Here is a 19,177-nt window from a genome sequence, read left to right as displayed (position 1 = left end):
CGGGGCGGTCCGCAGGACCGAACCCGGAATGACGCCAAGAAATGGGGAGGCGAACATGACCACGGAAACCACCATCGACACCGGCACCAACGAACTTCTCTGCGTCATCCGCGACCGCGTCGCCGTGATCACGCTGAACCGGCCGGAGGCGCGCAATTCGCTGTCGGACACCCTGACGCCGGCGCTGCGCACGATGATCCGTAGATGTGGCGAGAGCCCCGATGTCGGCGCGCTCCTCATCACCGGCGCGGGCGAGGCGTTCTGCGCTGGCGGCAACGTCAAGGGCATGGGGGCGCATCGCGACCCCAAGACACTCGAGATGTCGCAGGAAGAACGCATCGCCGATCTCCAGGAGCGGCAGCGGCTGCTTACCGGCGCGCTGGTCTCGGTGCGCAAGCCGACCATCGCAGCCCTGCCCGGCCCTGCGGTCGGCGCCGGGCTTGCCATCGCCATGGCCTGCGATATCCGCATCGCCGCGCGATCGGCCTTCGTCGCCACCGGCTATGCCCGCATCGCGCTGTCGGGCGATTACGGCATCGCCTGGCTGCTCACCCGCCTCGTCGGCACCGCGCGGGCGCGCGAATTGCTGTTCACCGGCGACCGCGTCGATGCCGCGCGCGCCGAAGCCATCGGTCTCGTCAATCGCGTCGTCCCTGACGACAAGCTGCAGACCGAGGCCTTCGCTTTGGCAAAGTCGCTCGCCGAAGGCCCGCGCCTGGCGCTGCGCTACATGAAGGACAATCTCGACGAGGCCCTGCTGTTCGACTTCGAAACCGCCAGGGATCACGAAGCCGAACGGCTGGTGCGCCTGACCACGACTGCCGATCACAAGGAGGCGGTGCAGGCGTTCATCGAGAAGCGGAAGGCGGTGTTTACGGGGAAGTAGAAGGACGCCGCTCGACAAAAAGAAGCCCGGCGCTGGCTTGGCCAGGCCGGGCTCGGAGTGGTGTCAGGCCGAGGCTGAGGGGCGTTCGGCCTGACGGGAAAGCGCAGCGAGACGCCAGCTCGCGCAGGGAATGTCCTTTGGCGCGACGTTGATCTCCTTGTCGAAGCGCACCAGCTTCCAATCATCGGGATGATTGACGAAGGCAAAGCCGGATTTGCGTGCGAGCGAGATCATGGTTTCGTTGGAGCGCAGCGTATCGCCGAACATGTGCTCGGCGCCGAGCGCGGCAGCGCGGCATTCGAGATTCTTCATGAGCGCGGTCGCGACGCCGTGGCCCTGCCAGCGGTCGTCGACCGACAGGCCAAATTCGAGCGTCGACGTCTCGGCGTGGAGCGCGTAGCGCGCCTCGGCAACGATCGTCTCGAAGCCATCGACCATCTTGGTCGCGACCACGGTAAAACGCTCGCGCGTTCCGACGTCGAGGAATTCGCTCAGCAGCCCCTTCGGCAATTCGCTGATCGCGCCAAAGAATCGGTTGTAGCGGGAGCGTGTCGTCAGCGAACGGAAATAGTGCTGAAGCTCGTCCGTATCGCGCGGTTCGACGAAGCGGAGGTTGACCGCCTCCCCGTCGCGGGTGCGCAGCGTATCCGAATATTGCTTCAGCTCTTCGAGGCGATAGGTGCTCATGACACGAGCCCAAGTGTGGATAGCAAAGAGGGGACCGCCGGCGCCCCTGTGATCAGGCGGCGCCGGCCTGACGGCCTATCAGGCCCGCCAGAAGGGTTTGTCGGCCTCAAAGGCAATGTCGGTCCAGGACAGGCCGACGTCGTGGAGATCGCGGGCGGTCCAGTTGGTCAACTCGCGCCGGGTCCGGTAGCGCTCGTGCCAGACATGGATGGTCTCACTGACCTGCTGGATCAGGCCCGGTGCATGATGATTTGTCATCGAATTCTGGGTCAAAGTGGACATCTTCAGCTCCTTGAGCTAACTTGAACGCTAATATGTGCCTCCAGGTGCACTGCGACAAACGACAATTTGTACCTCTTCGCATGAAATAAGCTCATGCATCCTGCTGCCAAATGACTGCCAGATTGCCGTCCCTGAACGGATTGCGGGCGTTTGAGGCTGCTGCGCGCCATCTCAGCTTCACGTTGGCCGCCAGCGAGCTGAACGTGACTCAGACCGCGATCAGCCATCAGATCCGCCGGCTCGAGGAGGAGCTCGGCATCCGTCTCTTCATCCGGCAGAACCGCGCGCTGGCCTTGACGCCGGAGGCGCGCGACTACCTCCCAGGTGTTCGCGCCGCCTTCAACGATCTCCGGCTCGCCACCGACCGGCTCTTGCGCAAGGACGACGACAAGGTGCTGACGGTCTCGACGCTGGCCTCGCTCGCCGCAAAATGGCTGCTGCCCCGGCTTGCTGATTTCCAGGATGCGCATCCCGACATCGACGTCCGCATCACCACGTCCACCAGCCTGGTCGATTTCCAGCGTGACGACGTCGACGCCGCGATCCGCTACGGCCGTGGCCAGTGGCCGGGCCTGCGCGCCGACTGGCTGATGGCGGACGAGCTGTTCCCTGTGTGCAGCCCCTCACTGCTGCGCGGCGACAAGCCGCTGCGTCAGCCGGAGGATCTGCGCGGCTATCCGCTGCTGCACACCTCCAATGCCAACAGCGACGACTGGCGGCTCTGGCTGACGGCGGCCGGGCTGCCGGCCGACATCGCCAAGCAGCCCGGCATCACCTTCGACATGATCTTCATGACCATCCAGGCCGCGATCGACGGCATCGGCGTGGCGATGGGACGAACCTCCTACGTCAAGGACGACATCGCCAAGGGTCGGCTCGTGGTTCCCTTCAAGATCGCGCTGCCGGCCGATGCCGGCTTCTATCTCGTCTCGCCGGAGGGCCGTCGCGAGGTGCCGAAGCTCGCCGCCTTTCGCCAATGGATGATCGCTGCGACGCAGAATAAAGCCTGAAAAATCATCAGCTTCCGCAGTGAAATGGGTTGACTCGCAAGGCCTCGCGCGAGAGGGGTTAGGCAGATTGTCGCAGCAGCAATCTGTCGCCTTGCCGTGAAAATGAGTTCCGGTCCGGCCGCGTCTTCAAGGGGAGCAACGTCAATGGCTGGACCAGCAGCATCATCAAATCCGCCCGAGCTCAAGTCGCGCATCGGCGCGATCCTGCGCGCGACATCGGGCAATTTCCTCGAGCAGTTCGACTTCTTCCTGTTCGGCTTCTATGCGCAGGACATCGCCAAGGCGTTTTTCCCCGCCGCGGACGAGACCGCGGCACTGCTCAATGCGTATGGTGTGTTCTGGCTTGGCGCGCTGATGCGCCCCGTGGGCGCCATTGTGCTCGGCTCCTATATCGACCGTATCGGCCGCCGCCAGGGCCTGATCGTCACGCTCGCGCTCATGGCGCTCGGCACTGTGGTGATCGCCTTCTGCCCGTCTTACGCAGCGATTGGCGTTGCCGCACCGGCCATTGTGCTCATTGGCCGGTTGATTCAGGGCTTCTCCGCCGGCGTGGAGCTGGGCGGCGTCTCGGTCTATCTGTCGGAGATCGCAACACCAGGCAATCGCGGCTTCTACACCTCGTTCCAGTCCTCCAGTCAGCAGGTCGCGATCTTCGTCGCAGCGATCCTCGGTTTCATCCTGCGGGAAGCTATCCCCGGTGACACCTTCCTGGATGTGTTTGGGGGAGTCGCGAAGTGGCGCATCCCGTTCTTCGTCGGCTGCATCATCATCCCCGTGATTTTCTTCCTGCGGCGCTCGCTCGAGGAAACGCCGGCGTTCCTGGCCATGAAGAAGCATCCGACCGCACGCGAAGTGTTCGCGTCGGCGCTCGCCAACTGGCGCATCGTCATCCTCGGCATGATGATTGCCGTGCTGACCACGACCACTTTCTACTTCATCACGGTGTATGCCCCCGGCTTCGGCAAGCAGCTCAACCTTTCGCCGACGGGAACATTGCTTGTGACCCTGCTCGTTGCCGTGACCAACTTCATCTGGAATCCGGTCGGCGGCGCGCTGTCCGACCGGATCGGCCGCAAGCCCGTGCTGGTGACCATCGCAACCCTGTCATTCCTGACGGCTTACCCTGCGCTATCCTGGCTCGCGGCAGCTCCCACGCTCGGGAAATTGCTGGCCGTCCAGATGATGTTCTCGTTCTACTTCGGCGTTTACAGCGGCACGATGCTGGGATGTCTGGTCGAGATCGTGCCGGCCCATGTCCGGACCACCTGCTTCTCGATCGCCTTCGCACTGGCTGCGGGCATCTTCGGCACATCGACGCCGGCTGTGGCGACCAAGCTGATCAGCATGACCAACGGCGACAAGGCCTCGCCGGCGTACTGGCTCATGTTCGGCGCCGCGCTCGGCATCATCGCCGCGCTCGTGGTTTATCGCGGCGGCGGCAAGACGGTGCCGGTCTATGATACGGCCGTCGAGCCGGCGACGGGGCATTAGGATGGTCGTTGTTCTTCGCCTCTCCCCGGCTGTGGGGAGAAGGAGCGCAGCTCCCGTGCGGCCAGCAGCTACAGCTCCACCACCACGTAGTCGCTCTCGACCTTCACGGGTATCGTCTCCGCCACATATGGTCCCTTCACCACGCTTGCGCCCGGCTCGACATGGGCCGGATAGGCCTTCACGCGGAAACGGCGAGGGTCGCAATAGGATTGGCCGGTGCGGATGTCGAACTCCCAGCCGTGCCAGGGACAGCGGATGATCTCACCCAATTTGGTGTATTCGATCTCGCCCGGATCCTTTGACTGCGCGAGACCGATCAGCGGGCCCTCGCACAAGGCCGCACCCTGATGCGGGCAGCGGTTCATCAGACCGAAATACTCGCCCTTGATGTTGAAGACCGCGATCGGCCGTCCGTCGATCTCCAGAAATTTTCGCGTGCCGGGCGGCAATTCATCGACCGCGGCGACCACATGCCGCGCCATCAAGCAATCCCGTACAGCGTCTTGGCATTGCCGAGATAGAACGCATCGCGATCGGCTTCGCTGACGCCCGCCGGCAGCACACGCGACGGCTCGTCATAGTCCCAATGCGGGTAGTCGGTCGCGAACAACAGCCGGTCCCAGCCGATCCATTTGATGACGTCGAACAGATCCTCGCGTCTTTCAGGGTCTTCCATCGGCTGCGTAGTCCACCACACCTGCTCGCGGATATATTCGGACGGCGGCCGCTTGACGTGCGGCACTTCGCTGCGCAACCGCTGCCAGACCTTGTCGAGCCGCCACGCCAGCGACGGCGCCCAGCCGAACCCGGCCTCGATCATCACCATCTTCAGTTTCGGGAAACGCTCGAACACGCCTTCCAGCACGAGGCTCGCCAGCGCGGATTGCTGGCACTGCGAGTGGCCGACCATCTCCTCGATGTAATAGGACGGCCAGCCTGATGGCGTGATCGGATTACCGCCAAAGCCGAAGGCATGGACGCCGACCGGAAGCCCCGCCTCTTCCGCGGCCTGATAGATCGGCCAATAGCGGCGCTGGCCAAGCGGCTCGACATTGCGGCTCAGCAGCAGCACCTGCACGAAGTTCTTGTCGCCGGCGCGCTCGCGAATCTCCGCAGCAGCCGACAGCCCGTCCTCATTGCCCACGACAATGGACGCCTTCAGCCGCTTGTCCTTGCTGGTCCATTTGTCGATCTGCCAGTCGTTGATCGCCGAACACAGCGCCGCCGAGAGTTCGTGATTGCGGATGCCCTGCCCGGTGTTGAGCGGATTGAGCACACCGAGCTGCACGTTGTTGGGATCGAGCAGCTGTTTCTGCATGAAGGAGAGCGAAGAGCCCTGCGGGCCGCCTTCGGGCGGATAAGCATCGCGGCGCGAGGCGTTGGGCTGGGCCTTCGGGTAGGGCGGGCCTTCCATCATGCCCTGATAGGCATGGACGCCGTAGACCTCGAGATGATGCTGCCAGCGTTTGGCGAGGTAGGGATAAAGCTCGGTCCGCGTGGCGCGTGCCGGATGGATGTCGCAGTCCGCAATTGCGGTCTTCGTCGTCAAGGGGGAAGCGGCTTCTTGGCTCTCGCGGAACTGGATATTCATCGCCTTGCCTCCTTTGGCAGCGGGCTCATTTCAGGCGGGGATAGGTGGCATGCGGATTGTCGATCATGATCTTGCGCACGAGATCGGGGGTGAGACCCTCGGGCAGCGCGTCCTGGCCGTCGAACTGCCAGTGCGGATAGTCCGTGGAGAATAGGACCAATTCGTCGGACTGCATATGATCAAACAGGCGAATTAATGTCGCCTCGTCCGGCGGCGCATCAAATGGCTGTAATGAGAACCGGATGTTGCTGCGCACAATGTCCAGCGGGGCGCGATCGACCCAGGGCGTTTCCATCCGCACCCCACGCCAGAATTTGTGCAGGCGCCAGAGATAGGGCGAGATCCAGGAGACGCCTGACTCCAGCATCACCATCTTCAGCCGCGGATATTTTGCGAACACGCCCTCAACGATCAGGCTGGTGAGCTGGGTCTGGAACGCCTGGGCCTGACCGACATAGTCCTCGATGTGATAGGAACCCCAACCGACCGCGGTCGGCGGATTGTGATAGGCGGAACCGGCATGGATGCCGACCGGCAGGTCGAGCCGCTCCGCGGCTTCATAGATCGGCCACAGCGCGCGCTTGCCGAGCGGGGTGTCCCCCATGACCAGCATCAGCACCTGCACGAAGCGCTTGTCCTCTGCACAACGCACGATCTCGGCGACTGATTTCTCGACACTTTGCGTCGGGATCACGATCGAGCCGCGCAATCTGGAGTCGCGATCGAGCCATTCCCTGGCGAGCCATTCATTCAGCGCGCGGCAGAAGGCAGCCTGCATGTCCTCGGAGAACACCATTTGCACGCCGTAAATCGGATTGCAAATGGCGTGTTTGAGCTGGAAGGGATCGAGCACATGCCGCTGCATGTCCTCGAGGCTCTCGCCCGGCTTGCCGGTCTCGGGACGCCAATCGGGTCGCGCCACGATCGGCGAGTTCTTCGGATAGGATTGCGAGACAAGGTCGACCATGCCGCGTGTCGTCACCTGGTCGCGCCAATAGTCGTTCAGGTAGGGCAGCAGGCTGGTCAGATGCGGCACGGCCGGATGCACATCGCAATCCACCCCGCCGGCGATCAGGGACGCCATGACGTCTCCCTTCTCACGTTTCCTCGTCGTCTTATCGCGGGCGGCGCTTGGCCGCCTCGCCTTCCATTCAAGCAGGCCTGCCCCTCGCCCGCAACTCGGCCAATGCCGCTGTCATATGCTAGGAAGGCTGAGCTCGGTTGCGAGGGAACAAGGGGTGAGGGATGAAAGAGCTCGTCGGCATTGCGGAACAGGTTGCAGCGAAACTGATCGCGCGCCAACAAACCATTGCAGTTGCAGAATCCTCGGCCGGCGGCCTGATCGCAGCAAGCCTGCTCGCGGTGCCCGGAGCTTCGGCCTATTTCCTCGGCGGCGCAGTGGTCTACACCCGCGACGCCAGACGCGTATTGATGGATATTTCGGACGAAGGAATGAAAGGCTTCCGCTCATCCTCGGAGCCCTACGCAAAGCTCCTCGCCGAGCAGATGCGCGGCCGCTTCGGCTCCGACTGGGGCCTGTCCGAGACCGGCGCAGCCGGCCCGACCGGCAACCGCTACGGCGATGCCGCCGGCCACAGCTGCATGGCGGTCACAGGGCCCGCGACGGAGGTGGTGACGCTGGAGACGGGCAGCAGTGATCGCTTCGCCAACATGCAGGTGTTTGCGGCGACGGCGCTGAAGTTGCTGTTAGGGAAACTCGAGGGATGAGCTGGCTCCTGCTGCTCTCGTGAATCGGGACGCTATCGCCACATATTCTCTATCATGCCCCGCGAAAGCGGGGCGATGACAGCGGAATAGGACGCGATAGCTACCGCCCCAAATGCCGCACAAAAATCCGCACCACATAACCCTTGAACCGCGGCGCCTCATCATAAAGATCTGACGCGATCCGCTCGATGGTTTCGCGCAAAGACAAGAACTGCGCTTGCCGGGCGCTGCTCTCGGTGCCTTGCATGCCCGCGATTTCGTCCATTGCAGCGTCGCTGATCTGGCAGTCCACAACGTCACCGTCATTCAGCATGGTGAAGCGAAAGGCCAGACGTTCGATGTCGTGGCCGATGATCCTGTCGCGCAAAAGCGGCATGCAACTGTCCCGTTCGCCCCCCGAACGGGACAATGCTGAAATTCGCGCAACTTGTCACCCCGCAGATGGCGTGCATCTCATAGCCGGCCGTCCCGGCCTGCTTCAGTACGCGAGAGCTGTTCCAGTGGGCTTGTTCAATGCCGTGGCCAGCGACTTGTATTCATCGCAATCCGTTCCGCAAATGGCCGCGATCCGGCTGAGATGAAACATCGCTTGCTCGCGATTGCCCTGCTCGAGCTGCCATAGACCATAATACTGCCAGGTCAGCACGTGGTTCGGATCGATCGTCAGCGCATGCTCGTACCAGACCTGCGATTGCTTGTAGTCGCCAAGCTTGCGGTAGGAGTAACCGATCAGGTTCGCGACATTCGCATTGTCGTCGTGGCCAAGTGACTTCAACTGCGCGATCGCGGCGGGGTAGTCGTTGCGCTCGTATATGGTGTCGTAGGCCACGCGGTAGCCTGCGGCAAAAGCCGGATCATCGATGCTCGACTGGTTGTTGGCCTTCTTGCCCTTTTGGGTGGCTTTGGTGCCGGTGCGCGCGGGATAGGTCGGGGCCGGCGTACTCTGGCTGGAAGAGGGGTGGGCGAAGGGATCCATGCCGCCTCCGCCACCACCGCCGCCTCCACCACCGCCGCCGCCACCTCCGCCTGCGGCCCAGACAGGCGCAGATCCGGCTGCGACAACGAGCGCCGCAAGATACGCGCCGCGAACGGCAAGCCTGATGATCGGACTGACCATTGAGGTCTCCTGATGTCTGCTCGAACACGCCCCGGACGAGATGATAACCCTGCTTCGGCAGGGATATTCCCGCGACACGAAGGCGAGCACATCAGCGGCTCGGCACGACAGGCGTGCTGCCGTTGTTCGGGCAGAGCTGCCCGGCTTTACTGGAACGCGACCTCGGCAAAGCTGCGAAGCTTGCGCGAATGCAGCCGCTCCGATTCCTGCTGCTTGAGCCGTTCGAGCGCCTTCAGGCCGATCTCGAGATGCTGGCCGACACGGGCACGGTAGAATTCGCTGGCCATGCCGGCGAGCTTGATCTCGCCGTGCAGCGGCTTGTCGGAGACGCAGAGCAGCGTGCCGTAAGGCACGCGGAAGCGATAACCGTTGGCGGCGATCGCGGCCGATTCCATATCGAGCGCGACCGCGCGCGATTGCGACAGGCGGCGAATGACCTCGGACCCGGAGATCTCCCAGTTGCGGTTGTCGACGCTGGCGACGGTGCCGGTACGCATCAGGCGCTTGAGTTCAAAGCCCTCGAGACCCGTGACGTCCTCAACCGCTTGCTCGAGCGCGACCTGCATCTCGGCCAGTGCCGGGATCGGCACCCACAGCGGCAGCTCGCGATCGAGCACATGGTCCTCGCGCACATAGCCGTGCGCGAGCACATAGTCGCCAAGCCGTTGCGTGTTGCGCAAGCCCGCGCAGTGCCCGAGCATCAGCCAGGCGTGAGGCCGCAGCACCGCGACGTGATCGGTGACGTTGCGCGCATTGGACGGACCGGTGCCGATATTGATCAGCGTGATGCCGCGACAATCAGGCGCGACCAGATGAAAGGCCGGCATATTCGGTGTGCGCGCAGGCGCGACCCCGGTCGTACTTCCGTCGCCGCGCGTGATGACGTTGCCGGGTGCAACGAACGCGTCGAGCCCAGCTTCACCGGACTGGAGCCGCTGCTGGCACGCTTGCGCGAAGGCATCGATATAGAACTGGTAGTTCGTGAAAATCACGAAGTTCTGGAAATGCTCCGGGTCCGTGCCGGTGTAGTGGTAGAGCCGGCGCAGCGAGTAGTCGACGCGGGCGGCGCGGAACAGCGACAGCGGCTCGGGGGCGCCCGCCTGACGCTGGAACGTACCGTCGGCGATGGAATCGTCCATCGTGGCGAGATCAGGCACGTCGAACGCGTCGCGCAGCGATCGCGTGATCGGCGAATTCTCGCTGGTGGTGATGGCGGCTTCGATGTTGATGTCGCGGCGATAGGCGAAGTGGATCGGGATCGGCTCGGCGGATTCGCCAATCTCGACGGGTACGCCATGGTTCTGGATCAACAGGCCGATCTGTTCGGTGAGATAGGCCCGGAACAGATCCGGCCGCGTCACGCTGGTCTCGTGCACGCCGGGGCCGGCGACAAAGCCATAGGAGAGACGCGAGTCCAGTCGCGCATGCGTCGCAGTGGTGAGGCGGACGAAAGGATAATAGGCTCGCACCCGCGTCGTGATCGCCTCACCCGAGACATAGGCCTCGAACCGGTCACGCAGGAACTTTGTATTGCGCTCGTAGATCTCTTCGAGGCGAGCGACGGCCGCGGATGCATCGGAGAAGGATTTCGTGGCGATGGAGGGTGGAGATTGCATTGTTCGACCGGCGGGGTTGCTGGAGCTTGAGTCGAACTATAGCAAAGAAAAAAGTGCCGTAGGGTGGGTTAGCGCAGCGTAACAACCACTTCTGCTTCCGCGGATAGAGTAGTGGTGGGTTACGCAGAGCGGTCTGCGCTTCGCGCAGTCCGCAGGGCTAAACCCACCCTACGAGACTGAGCTTGCCGCTCGATATCCCGGATGCGCGCTGAGCGCGCTCCGGGATGACGCGCTGCCGCGCGTCACTTCTCCCGGAAGGCCCGCATGAACTGGTCGTGCAGCGGCTTCAACAGGTAGGACAGCATGGTGCGGTCGCCGGTCTGCACAAACGCTTCCACCGGCATGCCAGGAATCAGCTTGGAATCACCGAGCTTGGCGACTTCCTCCGCCGACATCGAGACGCGGATGGTGTAGTAGCTCTGGCCCGTGCGCTGGTCGGTGGTGACATCAGGCGAGACGCGGCTGACGACGCCGGTGAGCTCGGGCGTGGTACGCTGGTTGAAGGCGGACAGACGCAGCAACGTCTTCTGGCCGATCTGCAGCTTGTCGATATCGACCGGATTGACCTTGGCCTCGACCTGGAGGTCGTCGGCCTGCGGCACGATCAGCATCAGGGTGTCGCCGGCGGTGACGACGCCGCCGACGGTATGCACCGTGGATTGCAGCACCATGCCGTCCTGCGGGGCGCGAATGTCGACACGGCGAAGCTGGTCTTCGGCCGCGACCTTGCGCTCGATCAGCTCGCCGCTCTTGTCGTTGGTCTCGCGCAGATCCTTGGAGACCTCGCTCACCATGTCCTTGTCGACCTGGATGATCTGCAACTCGGTCTCGGTGATCTTGCCCTTGGCCTGCGCCCGCGAGGCGATGTACTGCGCGCGCTCGCCATTGAGGCGCGCAGAGTCGCGCTCCAGCGTGGTCAGGCGCGAGATCTGCACCAGGTGCTTGTCATAGAGATCGCGCACGCCGGTGAGCTCCTGCTGCACCAGCCCGATCTCCTTGTCCTTGGCTTTCTCCTGCGCGGAAAGACCCTCGATCTCCTCGTTGAGCTGCTGGATGCGCTCGCGCAGCTGCGCCTTCTGACCGGCACGGCCGTTGACGCGGACGTCGAACAGCTTGGTCTCGGCAGAGAGCAACGCCTTGACGTCGGGATCGTCACCGCGGTCAAGCAATGATTGCGGAAACTCGATCTTGTCCAGACCGCGCTGCTCGGCCTGAAGCCGCGCCGCGCGCGCCAGCGCTGCGTCGAGGTTCTTGGTGACAATGGCCAGGTTCGCCTTGGTGACGGTGTCGTCGAGCCGCACCACGATGTCGCCGGCCTTGACCACGTCGCCGTCGCGGGCGCGCACCTCGCCGACGACGCCGCCGGTCGGATGCTGGACTTTCTTGACGTTGGATTCGACCACGATCTGGCCCGGCGCGATCAGCGCGCCCGAGATCAGCACCGTCGAGGCCCAGCCGCCGAGACCTACGGCGAGGAACGCCACGATTCCGAGCCCGAGGAACAGGTGAAACCGGATCGATTCCCGTACGGTCTTCGTCGCGGCGGACTTGGTCCCGCCAACCGTCATCGTGCTCATGCTTTGGCCACTCCGCCTTCGCTGACGACCTTGATCGGCGCCGGCGGCGCGACGCGGGGCTGCAGCACCTGGGCGAGCACTTGCTCCTTCGGACCGAAGGCCTGCATGCGGCCATCGCGCAGCACCAGGATCTGGTCGACCGCCTCGACGCCGATCGGGCGATGCGCGACCACGACGACGATCGCACCGCGCTCGCGGGCGCTGCGGATCGCGCGGGTCAACGCTTCGTCACCTTCGGTGTCGAGATTGGAATTGGGCTCGTCCAGCACGATCAGGAACGGATTGCCGTAGAGCGCGCGCGCCAGCGCCACGCGCTGGGCCTGGCCGGCGGAAAGCGAAGTGCCCTGCTCGCCGACCTGCGTGTTGTAGCCCTCGCGCATCTTGATGATCATCTCATGCACGCCGGCTTCCTTGGCCGCGGCGATGATGCCGTCGGAGGTCGCCTCGGGATCGAACCGGCTGATGTTCTGCGCGATGGTGCCGCCGAACAGTTCGACGTCCTGTGGCAAATAGCCGATGTAGCGGCCGAGCACGTCACTCGACCATTGGTCGAGCGCAGCGCCGTCGAGCCGAACCTTGCCACGGACCGGTTGCCAGACGCCGACCAGCGCGCGGATCAGCGAGGATTTGCCGGAGCCGCTCGGCCCGATCACGCCGAGGCCGTTACCGGCTTCGAGCGTAAAATTGACGTCCTGGACGATGAGGCGCTGGTCGCCCGGCGCCACCATGGCGACGCCTTCGACCGAAAGGCGGCTGGTGGGTGCCTGCAACTGGGTCGGCATCGTCTGCGCCGGTATCTGGTCCAGGAGCCGGCTGAGGCGCTGCCAACTCTGGCGGGCCGCGACGAAGGATTTCCAGTGCGCGATGGCCAGATCGACCGGCGCCAGCGCGCGGGCCGAGAGGATCGAGCCTGCGATGATGATGCCGGCGGTCGCCTCCTGGTGGATGACGAGCGTCGCGCCGACAGCGAGCACGGCCGATTGCAGCATCATGCGCAGCACTTTGGCGATCGCGCCGAGGCCGCCGGAGACATCGCTCGCACGCTGATTGCCGGCGAGGTATTTTTCGTTGGCCGCGCTCCAGCGCGCGTTGAGCCGGCCGGCCATGCCCATCGACACCAGCACCTCGGCGTTGCGGCGGCTGGACTGGGCGAGGTCGTTGCGCTGGGCGGCAAGGCCCATCGCCTCCTTCGCCGGCTGGCGGGACAGGAACTCGGTGACAAGCGTCAGGCCGACCAGGATGACGGCACCGACCAGCGCGGTCACGCCGATCCAGACGTGGAAGACGAAGCAGATGCCGAGATAGAGCGGCAGCCAGGGCAGGTCGAAGAAGGCGCTCGGGCCCATGCTGCCGAGGAAGGAGCGGACATTGTCGAGATCGCGCAGCGGCTGCAGCCCCTCGTTGCGATTGCCGACGAGGAGCGGGAGCCGCACGATGGTGTCGAACACACGCGCGTTCAGGGCTTCGTCGAGCGCGGTACCGACCCGTCCGAGGATGCGGCTGCGGATCATGTCGAGCACGCCTTGTGCCACATACAGGCCGCCGGCGAGGACGATCAGGCCGACCAGGGTCGGGATGCTGCGGCTCGGCAGCACCCGGTCGTAGACCTCTAGCATGAAGATCGACCCGGTCAGATAGAGCAGGTTGATCATGCAGCTCATGAAGCCGACGCCGACGAATGCAGTGCGGCAGGCACGCAGCGCGTCACCGAGCTCTGAACGGCGGAGGCCGGGAACGGCTGCCATCAGTCTGATCTCTTTCGGGTGAGGGGCAGACCCCCTGATTTAAAAGGCAAATCGAGGCGTACGCGCCGCGGATTAATATCGGGTTCTCCCCGCTTGCAATGCAATCAAATTCATCCGGAGCTTGCCACATCTACTGCGGACAGCCCGATCCGCAAGTCCGGTATTTCACAGTCTTTGCGGCTTTTTCGAGTAAAGACAAGCGCCTCCCCCCAGGACGCTGACGAGGCGCCGGGGAGAGGCACAAGGTTCCGATCGGTCGAACCGCTAGAGCCGGCCGCCGCCGCGAATCAGCCGGACCACCAGCAGCAGGATGATGGCGCCGATGGCGGAATAGATGATCTCCGAGACCAGCCCGACGCCAATATGGATGCCGAGCTTCGGGAACAGGAAGGTTGCGACGAACGCGCCGGCGATGCCGATCACGATATCGCCGATGATGCCGAACCCGGCGCCGCGCACGATCTTGCCAGCGAGCCAGCCGGCCACCAAGCCGACAAACAGGATGACGATGAGGCTTTGGCCAGAAATGTACATAAGATGAAGTCCCTCTCCGTTAACGGGGCCATGGAACGGGAACCGGGATGAATGGGGTCTGAATGGTGTTCCCGGAGGGCCCTCGGATCCGCAATCGCGAAAACAACCCCATGCACAGTAGAAATGGCCGCAGCGGGATGGGCGCGGTGGATTGTGACAAGGGCGTGCCGGCGCAGGGTATTTTTGAGTTCAGGCGTGCACCGGCTCGGCCAGCACGCACCGTGCCGCCCGGCCCGGGCCGACCTCGACGTTCGGCGGCAGCTGCTCCAGGCAGCGGGGCTGGGCCACGGCGCAGCGGGGGGCGAAGGAGCAGCCGTTCGGCTTTTCGGCGAGGGATGGCGGGGTGCCGGGGATGGTTTCGAGGCGGGCGCCGCGCTTGGCGCCCTGGATGGTCGAGGCGAGCAGGCCCCTGGCATAGGGGTGCACCGGGGTGCGGACGATGTCGCGCAAGGCGCCCTGCTCCACGATCTGGCCGGCATACATCACCGCGACGCGGTCGCAGATCTCGATCGCGACGCCAATATCGTGGGTGACGAAGATGACGGACATGCCGAACTCGCGCTGCAGCTCGCGCAGCAGCAAGAGGATCTGGATCTGCACGGTGGCATCGAGCGCGGTGGTGGGCTCGTCCGCGAGCAGGATTTTCGGCCGGCATGCGAGCGCCAGCGCGATCATCGCGCGCTGGCGCATGCCGCCGGACATTTCGTGCGGATAGGCATCCAGCCGTCGCTTTGCCGAGGGGATGCGCACGATGTCGAGCATTTCGAGCGCCCGCGCGCGCCCTTCCGCATGAGACTTGCCTTCGTGCCGCACCACGCTTTCGGCGATCTGCGCGCCGATGGTGTAGACGGGGTCAAGCGCGAGCGCCGGCTCTTGAAAGACCATCGACACGGTCTGACCGCGAAACGACGACAGCTCCTCGTCGTTCATGGCGAGCACGTCGCGGCCCATCACATTGACAGCGCCCGAAATTTGCGTGCGCTTCTTCGGCAACAGCTGCATCAGCGCGCGCAGGGTCACGCTCTTGCCCGAACCGGACTCGCCGAGCAGGCCCAACACCTCGCCATCACCGAGCGAGAGATTGAGATCGTTCACGGCATAGACCGTGCGCTCGCCGGTGAAGCGGATGTTGAGGCCTGAAATCTCGACGAGCTTTGTCATGACGGCAGTTTTGGCAACCTCTCGTGATAATCGGTGACGCGCTGGAAGGCGGCGCCGATGGTCAGCAAAGTCGCTTCATCGAAGGAGCGGCCGATCAGCTGCATGCCGACAGGCAAGCCGCTTTTGGTAAACCCTGATGGTACGGTGAGCGACGGCAGGCCCAGAAAATTCACCGGGCGGGTGAACAGCGTCAGCCGCTGCAGCAGCGCCGGCGCGTTCGGTCCGCCGCCGACATCGCTCTCCTCGATCGTCGGCGCCGGGATGGGCGAGGCCGGCGCGATCACCGCGTCGACGCCGGCGGTCGCTGCATTGTGCGCAGCGAGGGCCGGGCCGCGCCAGCGCATCGCCTCGAGATAGGTGATGGCGGGTATGGCGAGGCCGTTCTGAAGCCGCATCAAGGTCTGCGGACCATAGTCCTGGGGACGCTCGATCATCCAGCGCTTGTGGAAGGCGGCGGCTTCCGCGGCGAGCACGAGCTGGCTCGCTGCCTGCAATTGCCGCTGGTCCGGCAGCTCCACCTTGACGATATCTGCGCCCTCGCGCTTGAGCACCGCGATGGTCTCGTCCAGCACGCGCGCGACCTCGCTGTCGAGATCGTCGACATAGAAGGACGCAGGGATGCCGATCTTGAGGCCATTGAGCGAGCCCTTGGTCGCCGCGACGTAGTCCGAGAGCGGCTCCTGGCTCGTGGTCGAATCCTCGGGGTCGGGGCCAGCCATCAGCGCCAGCAGCAGCGCGCAGTCTTCCGCGGTGCGAGCGAGCGGGCCGACCGTGTCGAGCGATTGCGACAATGGCATCGCGCCGGCGCGGCTGACGCGACCGACCGTGGTCTTCAGCCCGGTGACACCGCAGAAATGCGCGGGCATACGGATCGAGCCGCCGGTGTCCGAGCCGAGCGCCGCAAAGGTCAGCCGAGCGGCCACCGCCGAGCCGGAGCCCGAGGAGGACCCGCCGGTGATATGCGCGACATTCCAGGGGTTGCGTACCGGGCCATAATGGGCGTTGTGCCCGGTCGGGCCATAGGCGAATTCGGCCAGATGCAGCGTGCCGAGCCTGACCTGGCCGGCATCCTTCAGCCGCTGCAACGCAGTCGACGTCACCGTCGGCACGAAATCGCGGCGGATCAGCGAGCCGCAGGTCGAGACCTTGCCGGCATCGTAATACATGTCCTTATGCGCGAGCGGCACGCCATGCAGCGGGCCACGCACCTCGCCGTTCGCAAGCGCGGCGTCGGCGGCATCGGCCGCCTTCAGCGCGGCTTCTGATTCAATTGACATGAAGGCGTTGAGATGCGGCTGCCACTGCGCAATGCGGTGCAACAGCGCGCGCGTCACCTCATGCGAGGACACCTGCTTCATCGCGATCGCACGCGCGACCTCGGTGAGCGTCATCAGGGCAGGTTCACGGCTCATTTCGACACCTTCGCGGCTTGCGCAAGCGGATAGAGCGCGGGCTCGAGGTCGAACGGCAGCGTGCCGGCAATGGCGGCAAAGCCCTCGAAGGCCGGCCCGATGGAATTGGAGATGCGTGTCGCGATCTCCTCGTCGACAGGAACGCCGGCGACTTGCGCGGTCGCCTGGATTTCTTTCGTCGTCGGTCTCGTCATGCGGTTTCCTCTCCTGGCGCACGGCTATGGCCAGATCCCGGAATGGCCATATAGCACGCGGCTTCGTGGCCCATCTTATCGAGTGCCGTAAGCTTTGGTGTCGCATTTGCGCAGAGCGGCTCCGCAAACGGGCAACGGGTATGGAAGCGGCAGCCCGTGGGCGGATCGATCGGATTGGGCGGGTCGCCCGAGATCGGCGGCTTCTCGGTGCGCCTGTCAGGATCGGAGGACGGCATCGCAGCAAGCAGCGCGCGCGTATACGGATGCCCGGGGCTGTCCCAGACCTGATCGACCGGGCCGAGCTCGACGACCTCGCCGAGATACATCACCAGCACGCGGTCCGAGATATAGCGGACGACGTTGAGGTCGTGGCTGATGAAGAGATAGGTCAGCCCGAACTCGCGCTTGAGGTCGGCGAGCAGGTTCAGCACCTGCGCCTCGACGGATTTGTCGAGCGCGGAGACGGCTTCATCCAGGATCACCAGCCGCGGCGACAGCGCCAGCGCGCGTGCGATGTTGACGCGCTGGCGCTGGCCGCCGGAGATTTCGTGCGGATAGCGGTTGGCGAAATTTGCAGGGACGAGGCCGACCTTGCCGAGCAGCTCGCGCGCCAATGCGCGCGCCGCGCCATCAGCCATGCCGTGGACTTTCGGGCCGAACGCGATCGACTCTTCGATCGTCAGGCGCGGATTGAGCGAGGCGTAGGAGTCCTGGAACACCATCTGCATGCCGCGGCGCAATTCGCGCAAGGAGAGCGACTGCCCGACGGTCATGCCATCATAGATGATGTCGCCGTCATCGCGCGGCATCAGATGCATCAAGAGGCGCGCCGTGGTGGACTTGCCGCAGCCGGATTCACCGACGATGCCGACGGTCTCGCCCTTGGCGACGGAGAAGGAGACATTGTCCACGGCGCGCACGGTGCGCTTGGCGGCGAACAGTCCGCCACGGACCGGGAAGTGTTTTGTCAGCCCGTTGACCTGAAGCAGAGGCTGCGCGACGCCGCCGCGGTCCTCGACCGGCTCCAGCATGGCAATTGGTTCAGTTGTTGTCATCGCCACGATCTCCCACCTCTCCCCATCGGGGAGAGGTCGGCGCGCAGCGCCGGGTGAGGGGGCGCGGCAAACTCGGTGCAGCGTAACCCCTCACCCGGATTGCATCTTGCGATGCAATCCGACCTCTCCCTTCGGGAGAGGTGTGGCACCAACACCGCGGCGAATTGCATCGTTCTCACCATCGCTAATTCCTGATGTCCATGGCGCTGCGCAGGCCGTCCGAGAGCAGGTTGAAGCAGATCGAGACCGCGAAGATCATCGCGCCCGGCAATGCTGCCACCCAGGGATTGACGTAGATCGCGGTCCTCAGCGTATTCAGCATCAGGCCCCATTCCGGCTCCGGCGGCTTGGTGCCGAGGCCGAGGAAGGAGAGGCCGGCCGCCAGGATCATGGAAACCGAGATGAGGCTCGTGGCATAGACGAAGATCGCGCCCAGCACGTTGCCGAGAATGTGCACGCGCATGATGGTGAGCGGCCCGGCGCCGGAGGCACGTGCGGCTTCGACGAAATCCATGTTGCGCACGCCTGTCGTGACGCTCTCGGCGACGCGGGTGATCTGCGGCACGAACACGATGGTCAGCGCCACGATGGAGTTGAGGATGCCGGCGCCGAGCGCACCGGAGATCGCGATCGCCAGCAGCACCGACGGGAAGGCGTAGAACACGTCGACGGTGCGCATGATCGCGGTGTTGAGCTTGCCACCGACATAGCCGGCGATGATGCCGAGCGAGGTGCCGATGCAGAAGGCGAGGATCACAGGCAGGATGCCGATGACCAGCGACAGCCTGCCGCCATAGATCAGTCGCGCCAGCATGTCGCGGCCGAGTTCGTCGGTGCCGAGCGGATAGCCTGATGTGCCGATGTGGCGCAGGCGGCGGATCATCGAACCCTTGTAGGGATCTTCCAGGCCGAGCCAGGGCGCGAGGATCGCGGAGACGAAGATCAACAGCAGCACGATGGCGCAGGCCATGCTGACCTTGTCGCGCAGGATGCGGCGGCCGACCGTCGCCCAATAGCCGCGCGCCTTGGTCGCGGGCGCGGCCTGCAGCGCGGCATCGGCGGTGGTGGACAAGGGAAGCTCGCTCATCCCG

20 protein-coding genes are annotated in these 19,177 nt (G+C 64.4%); 4 read left to right on the top strand and 16 right to left on the bottom strand.

Annotated elements, in window-relative coordinates; all coding sequences use genetic code 11:
* Positions 1-55: 55 nt before the first annotated feature.
* Positions 56-886, top strand: a complete 831-nt coding sequence (locus XI06_RS06525) for an enoyl-CoA hydratase (protein WP_237864023.1) — start codon at positions 56-58, stop codon at positions 884-886.
* Positions 887-949: 63 nt separating this feature from the next.
* Here XI06_RS06525 and XI06_RS06520 read toward each other — a convergent pair whose 3' ends face one another.
* Both XI06_RS06520 and XI06_RS06515 read right to left on the bottom strand, forming a co-directional pair.
* A complete protein-coding gene (locus XI06_RS06520; protein ID WP_271604857.1) occupies positions 950-1,573 on the bottom strand; it encodes a GNAT family N-acetyltransferase in 624 nt (207 codons plus the stop codon).
* A 78-nt stretch (positions 1,574-1,651) separates the two neighbouring features.
* The gene (locus tag XI06_RS06515) at positions 1,652-1,855 is read right to left on the bottom strand and encodes a DUF1127 domain-containing protein (protein WP_237864025.1); all 204 of its coding nucleotides are present in this window, start codon (positions 1,853-1,855) and stop codon (positions 1,652-1,654) included.
* Between the two features lie 110 nt (positions 1,856-1,965).
* On the opposite strand from XI06_RS06515, the gene XI06_RS06510 reads away from it, so the two are divergent.
* Both XI06_RS06510 and XI06_RS06505 read left to right on the top strand, forming a co-directional pair.
* Positions 1,966-2,865 carry a transcriptional regulator GcvA gene (locus XI06_RS06510; RefSeq protein ID WP_237864026.1) on the top strand — a complete coding sequence of 300 codons (900 nt, stop codon included), beginning with the start codon at positions 1,966-1,968 and terminating at the stop codon, positions 2,863-2,865.
* A gap of 144 nt (positions 2,866-3,009) precedes the next feature.
* The gene (locus tag XI06_RS06505) at positions 3,010-4,356 is read left to right on the top strand and encodes an MFS transporter (protein WP_237864027.1); all 1,347 of its coding nucleotides are present in this window, start codon (positions 3,010-3,012) and stop codon (positions 4,354-4,356) included.
* Positions 4,357-4,424: 68 nt separating this feature from the next.
* Here XI06_RS06505 and XI06_RS06500 read toward each other — a convergent pair whose 3' ends face one another.
* From XI06_RS06500 to XI06_RS06490, 3 genes are read right to left on the bottom strand one after another with little or no spacing between them, the layout of a single operon-like run.
* Complete coding sequence (locus XI06_RS06500) at positions 4,425-4,838, bottom strand: Rieske (2Fe-2S) protein (protein ID WP_057746215.1); 414 nt, start codon at positions 4,836-4,838, stop codon at positions 4,425-4,427.
* Entirely contained in the window at positions 4,838-5,947 is a 1,110-nt protein-coding gene (locus XI06_RS06495; protein WP_237864029.1) for an amidohydrolase family protein, read from the bottom strand. Before XI06_RS06495 ends, XI06_RS06500 begins: the two co-directional genes overlap by 1 nt.
* 25 nt (positions 5,948-5,972) lie before the next feature.
* Positions 5,973-7,031, bottom strand: coding sequence for an amidohydrolase family protein (locus XI06_RS06490; RefSeq protein ID WP_271604856.1), 1,059 nt, complete (start codon positions 7,029-7,031; stop codon positions 5,973-5,975).
* 161 nt (positions 7,032-7,192) lie between these two features.
* On the opposite strand from XI06_RS06490, the gene XI06_RS06485 reads away from it, so the two are divergent.
* Positions 7,193-7,675: a CinA family protein gene (locus XI06_RS06485; protein WP_237864031.1), complete on the top strand. Its 483-nt coding sequence runs from the start codon at positions 7,193-7,195 to the stop codon at positions 7,673-7,675.
* Positions 7,676-7,775: 100 nt separating this feature from the next.
* Here XI06_RS06485 and XI06_RS06480 read toward each other — a convergent pair whose 3' ends face one another.
* The 11 genes from XI06_RS06480 to XI06_RS06430 form a co-directional block, all read right to left on the bottom strand.
* A complete protein-coding gene (locus tag XI06_RS06480) occupies positions 7,776-8,051 on the bottom strand; it encodes a DUF1488 family protein (RefSeq protein ID WP_271604855.1) in 276 nt (91 codons plus the stop codon).
* A 102-nt stretch (positions 8,052-8,153) separates the two neighbouring features.
* Positions 8,154-8,792 (bottom strand): tetratricopeptide repeat protein, encoded by a 639-nt coding sequence (locus XI06_RS06475; protein WP_271604854.1) that lies wholly within the window; start codon positions 8,790-8,792, stop codon positions 8,154-8,156.
* A 146-nt stretch (positions 8,793-8,938) separates the two neighbouring features.
* On the bottom strand, positions 8,939-10,408 hold the full coding sequence (locus XI06_RS06470) for an AMP nucleosidase (protein WP_237864034.1): 1,470 nt from the start codon (positions 10,406-10,408) through the stop codon (positions 8,939-8,941).
* A 242-nt stretch (positions 10,409-10,650) separates the two neighbouring features.
* The gene (locus XI06_RS06465) at positions 10,651-11,985 is read right to left on the bottom strand and encodes an HlyD family type I secretion periplasmic adaptor subunit (protein ID WP_237864035.1); all 1,335 of its coding nucleotides are present in this window, start codon (positions 11,983-11,985) and stop codon (positions 10,651-10,653) included.
* Positions 11,982-13,730: a type I secretion system permease/ATPase gene (locus XI06_RS06460; protein WP_271604853.1), complete on the bottom strand. Its 1,749-nt coding sequence runs from the start codon at positions 13,728-13,730 to the stop codon at positions 11,982-11,984. The genes XI06_RS06465 and XI06_RS06460 overlap by 4 nt, the downstream gene beginning before the upstream one ends.
* Positions 13,731-13,994: 264 nt before the next feature.
* Complete coding sequence (locus tag XI06_RS06455; RefSeq protein ID WP_237864037.1) at positions 13,995-14,264, bottom strand: GlsB/YeaQ/YmgE family stress response membrane protein; 270 nt, start codon at positions 14,262-14,264, stop codon at positions 13,995-13,997.
* Positions 14,265-14,453: 189 nt separating this feature from the next.
* Positions 14,454-15,425 (bottom strand): ABC transporter ATP-binding protein, encoded by a 972-nt coding sequence (locus XI06_RS06450; protein ID WP_271604852.1) that lies wholly within the window; start codon positions 15,423-15,425, stop codon positions 14,454-14,456.
* On the bottom strand, positions 15,422-16,837 hold the full coding sequence (locus tag XI06_RS06445) for an amidase (RefSeq protein WP_271604851.1): 1,416 nt from the start codon (positions 16,835-16,837) through the stop codon (positions 15,422-15,424). The genes XI06_RS06450 and XI06_RS06445 overlap by 4 nt, the downstream gene beginning before the upstream one ends.
* The gene (locus tag XI06_RS06440) at positions 16,834-17,031 is read right to left on the bottom strand and encodes a hypothetical protein (RefSeq protein ID WP_194464777.1); all 198 of its coding nucleotides are present in this window, start codon (positions 17,029-17,031) and stop codon (positions 16,834-16,836) included. Before XI06_RS06440 ends, XI06_RS06445 begins: the two co-directional genes overlap by 4 nt.
* Positions 17,028-18,086 (bottom strand): ABC transporter ATP-binding protein, encoded by a 1,059-nt coding sequence (locus tag XI06_RS06435; protein WP_237864040.1) that lies wholly within the window; start codon positions 18,084-18,086, stop codon positions 17,028-17,030. Before XI06_RS06435 ends, XI06_RS06440 begins: the two co-directional genes overlap by 4 nt.
* 184 nt (positions 18,087-18,270) lie before the next feature.
* Positions 18,271-19,173 (bottom strand): ABC transporter permease, encoded by a 903-nt coding sequence (locus XI06_RS06430; protein ID WP_237864041.1) that lies wholly within the window; start codon positions 19,171-19,173, stop codon positions 18,271-18,273.
* Positions 19,174-19,177 lie beyond the last annotated feature (4 nt).

The sequence above is a fragment of the Bradyrhizobium sp. CCBAU 11434 genome (genome assembly GCF_028128895.1).
GTDB classification, from domain to species: domain Bacteria; phylum Pseudomonadota; class Alphaproteobacteria; order Rhizobiales; family Xanthobacteraceae; genus Bradyrhizobium; species Bradyrhizobium zhengyangense.
Note: the sequence above shows the minus strand (reverse complement) of the source record. Positions and strands in the feature narration are given on the sequence as shown.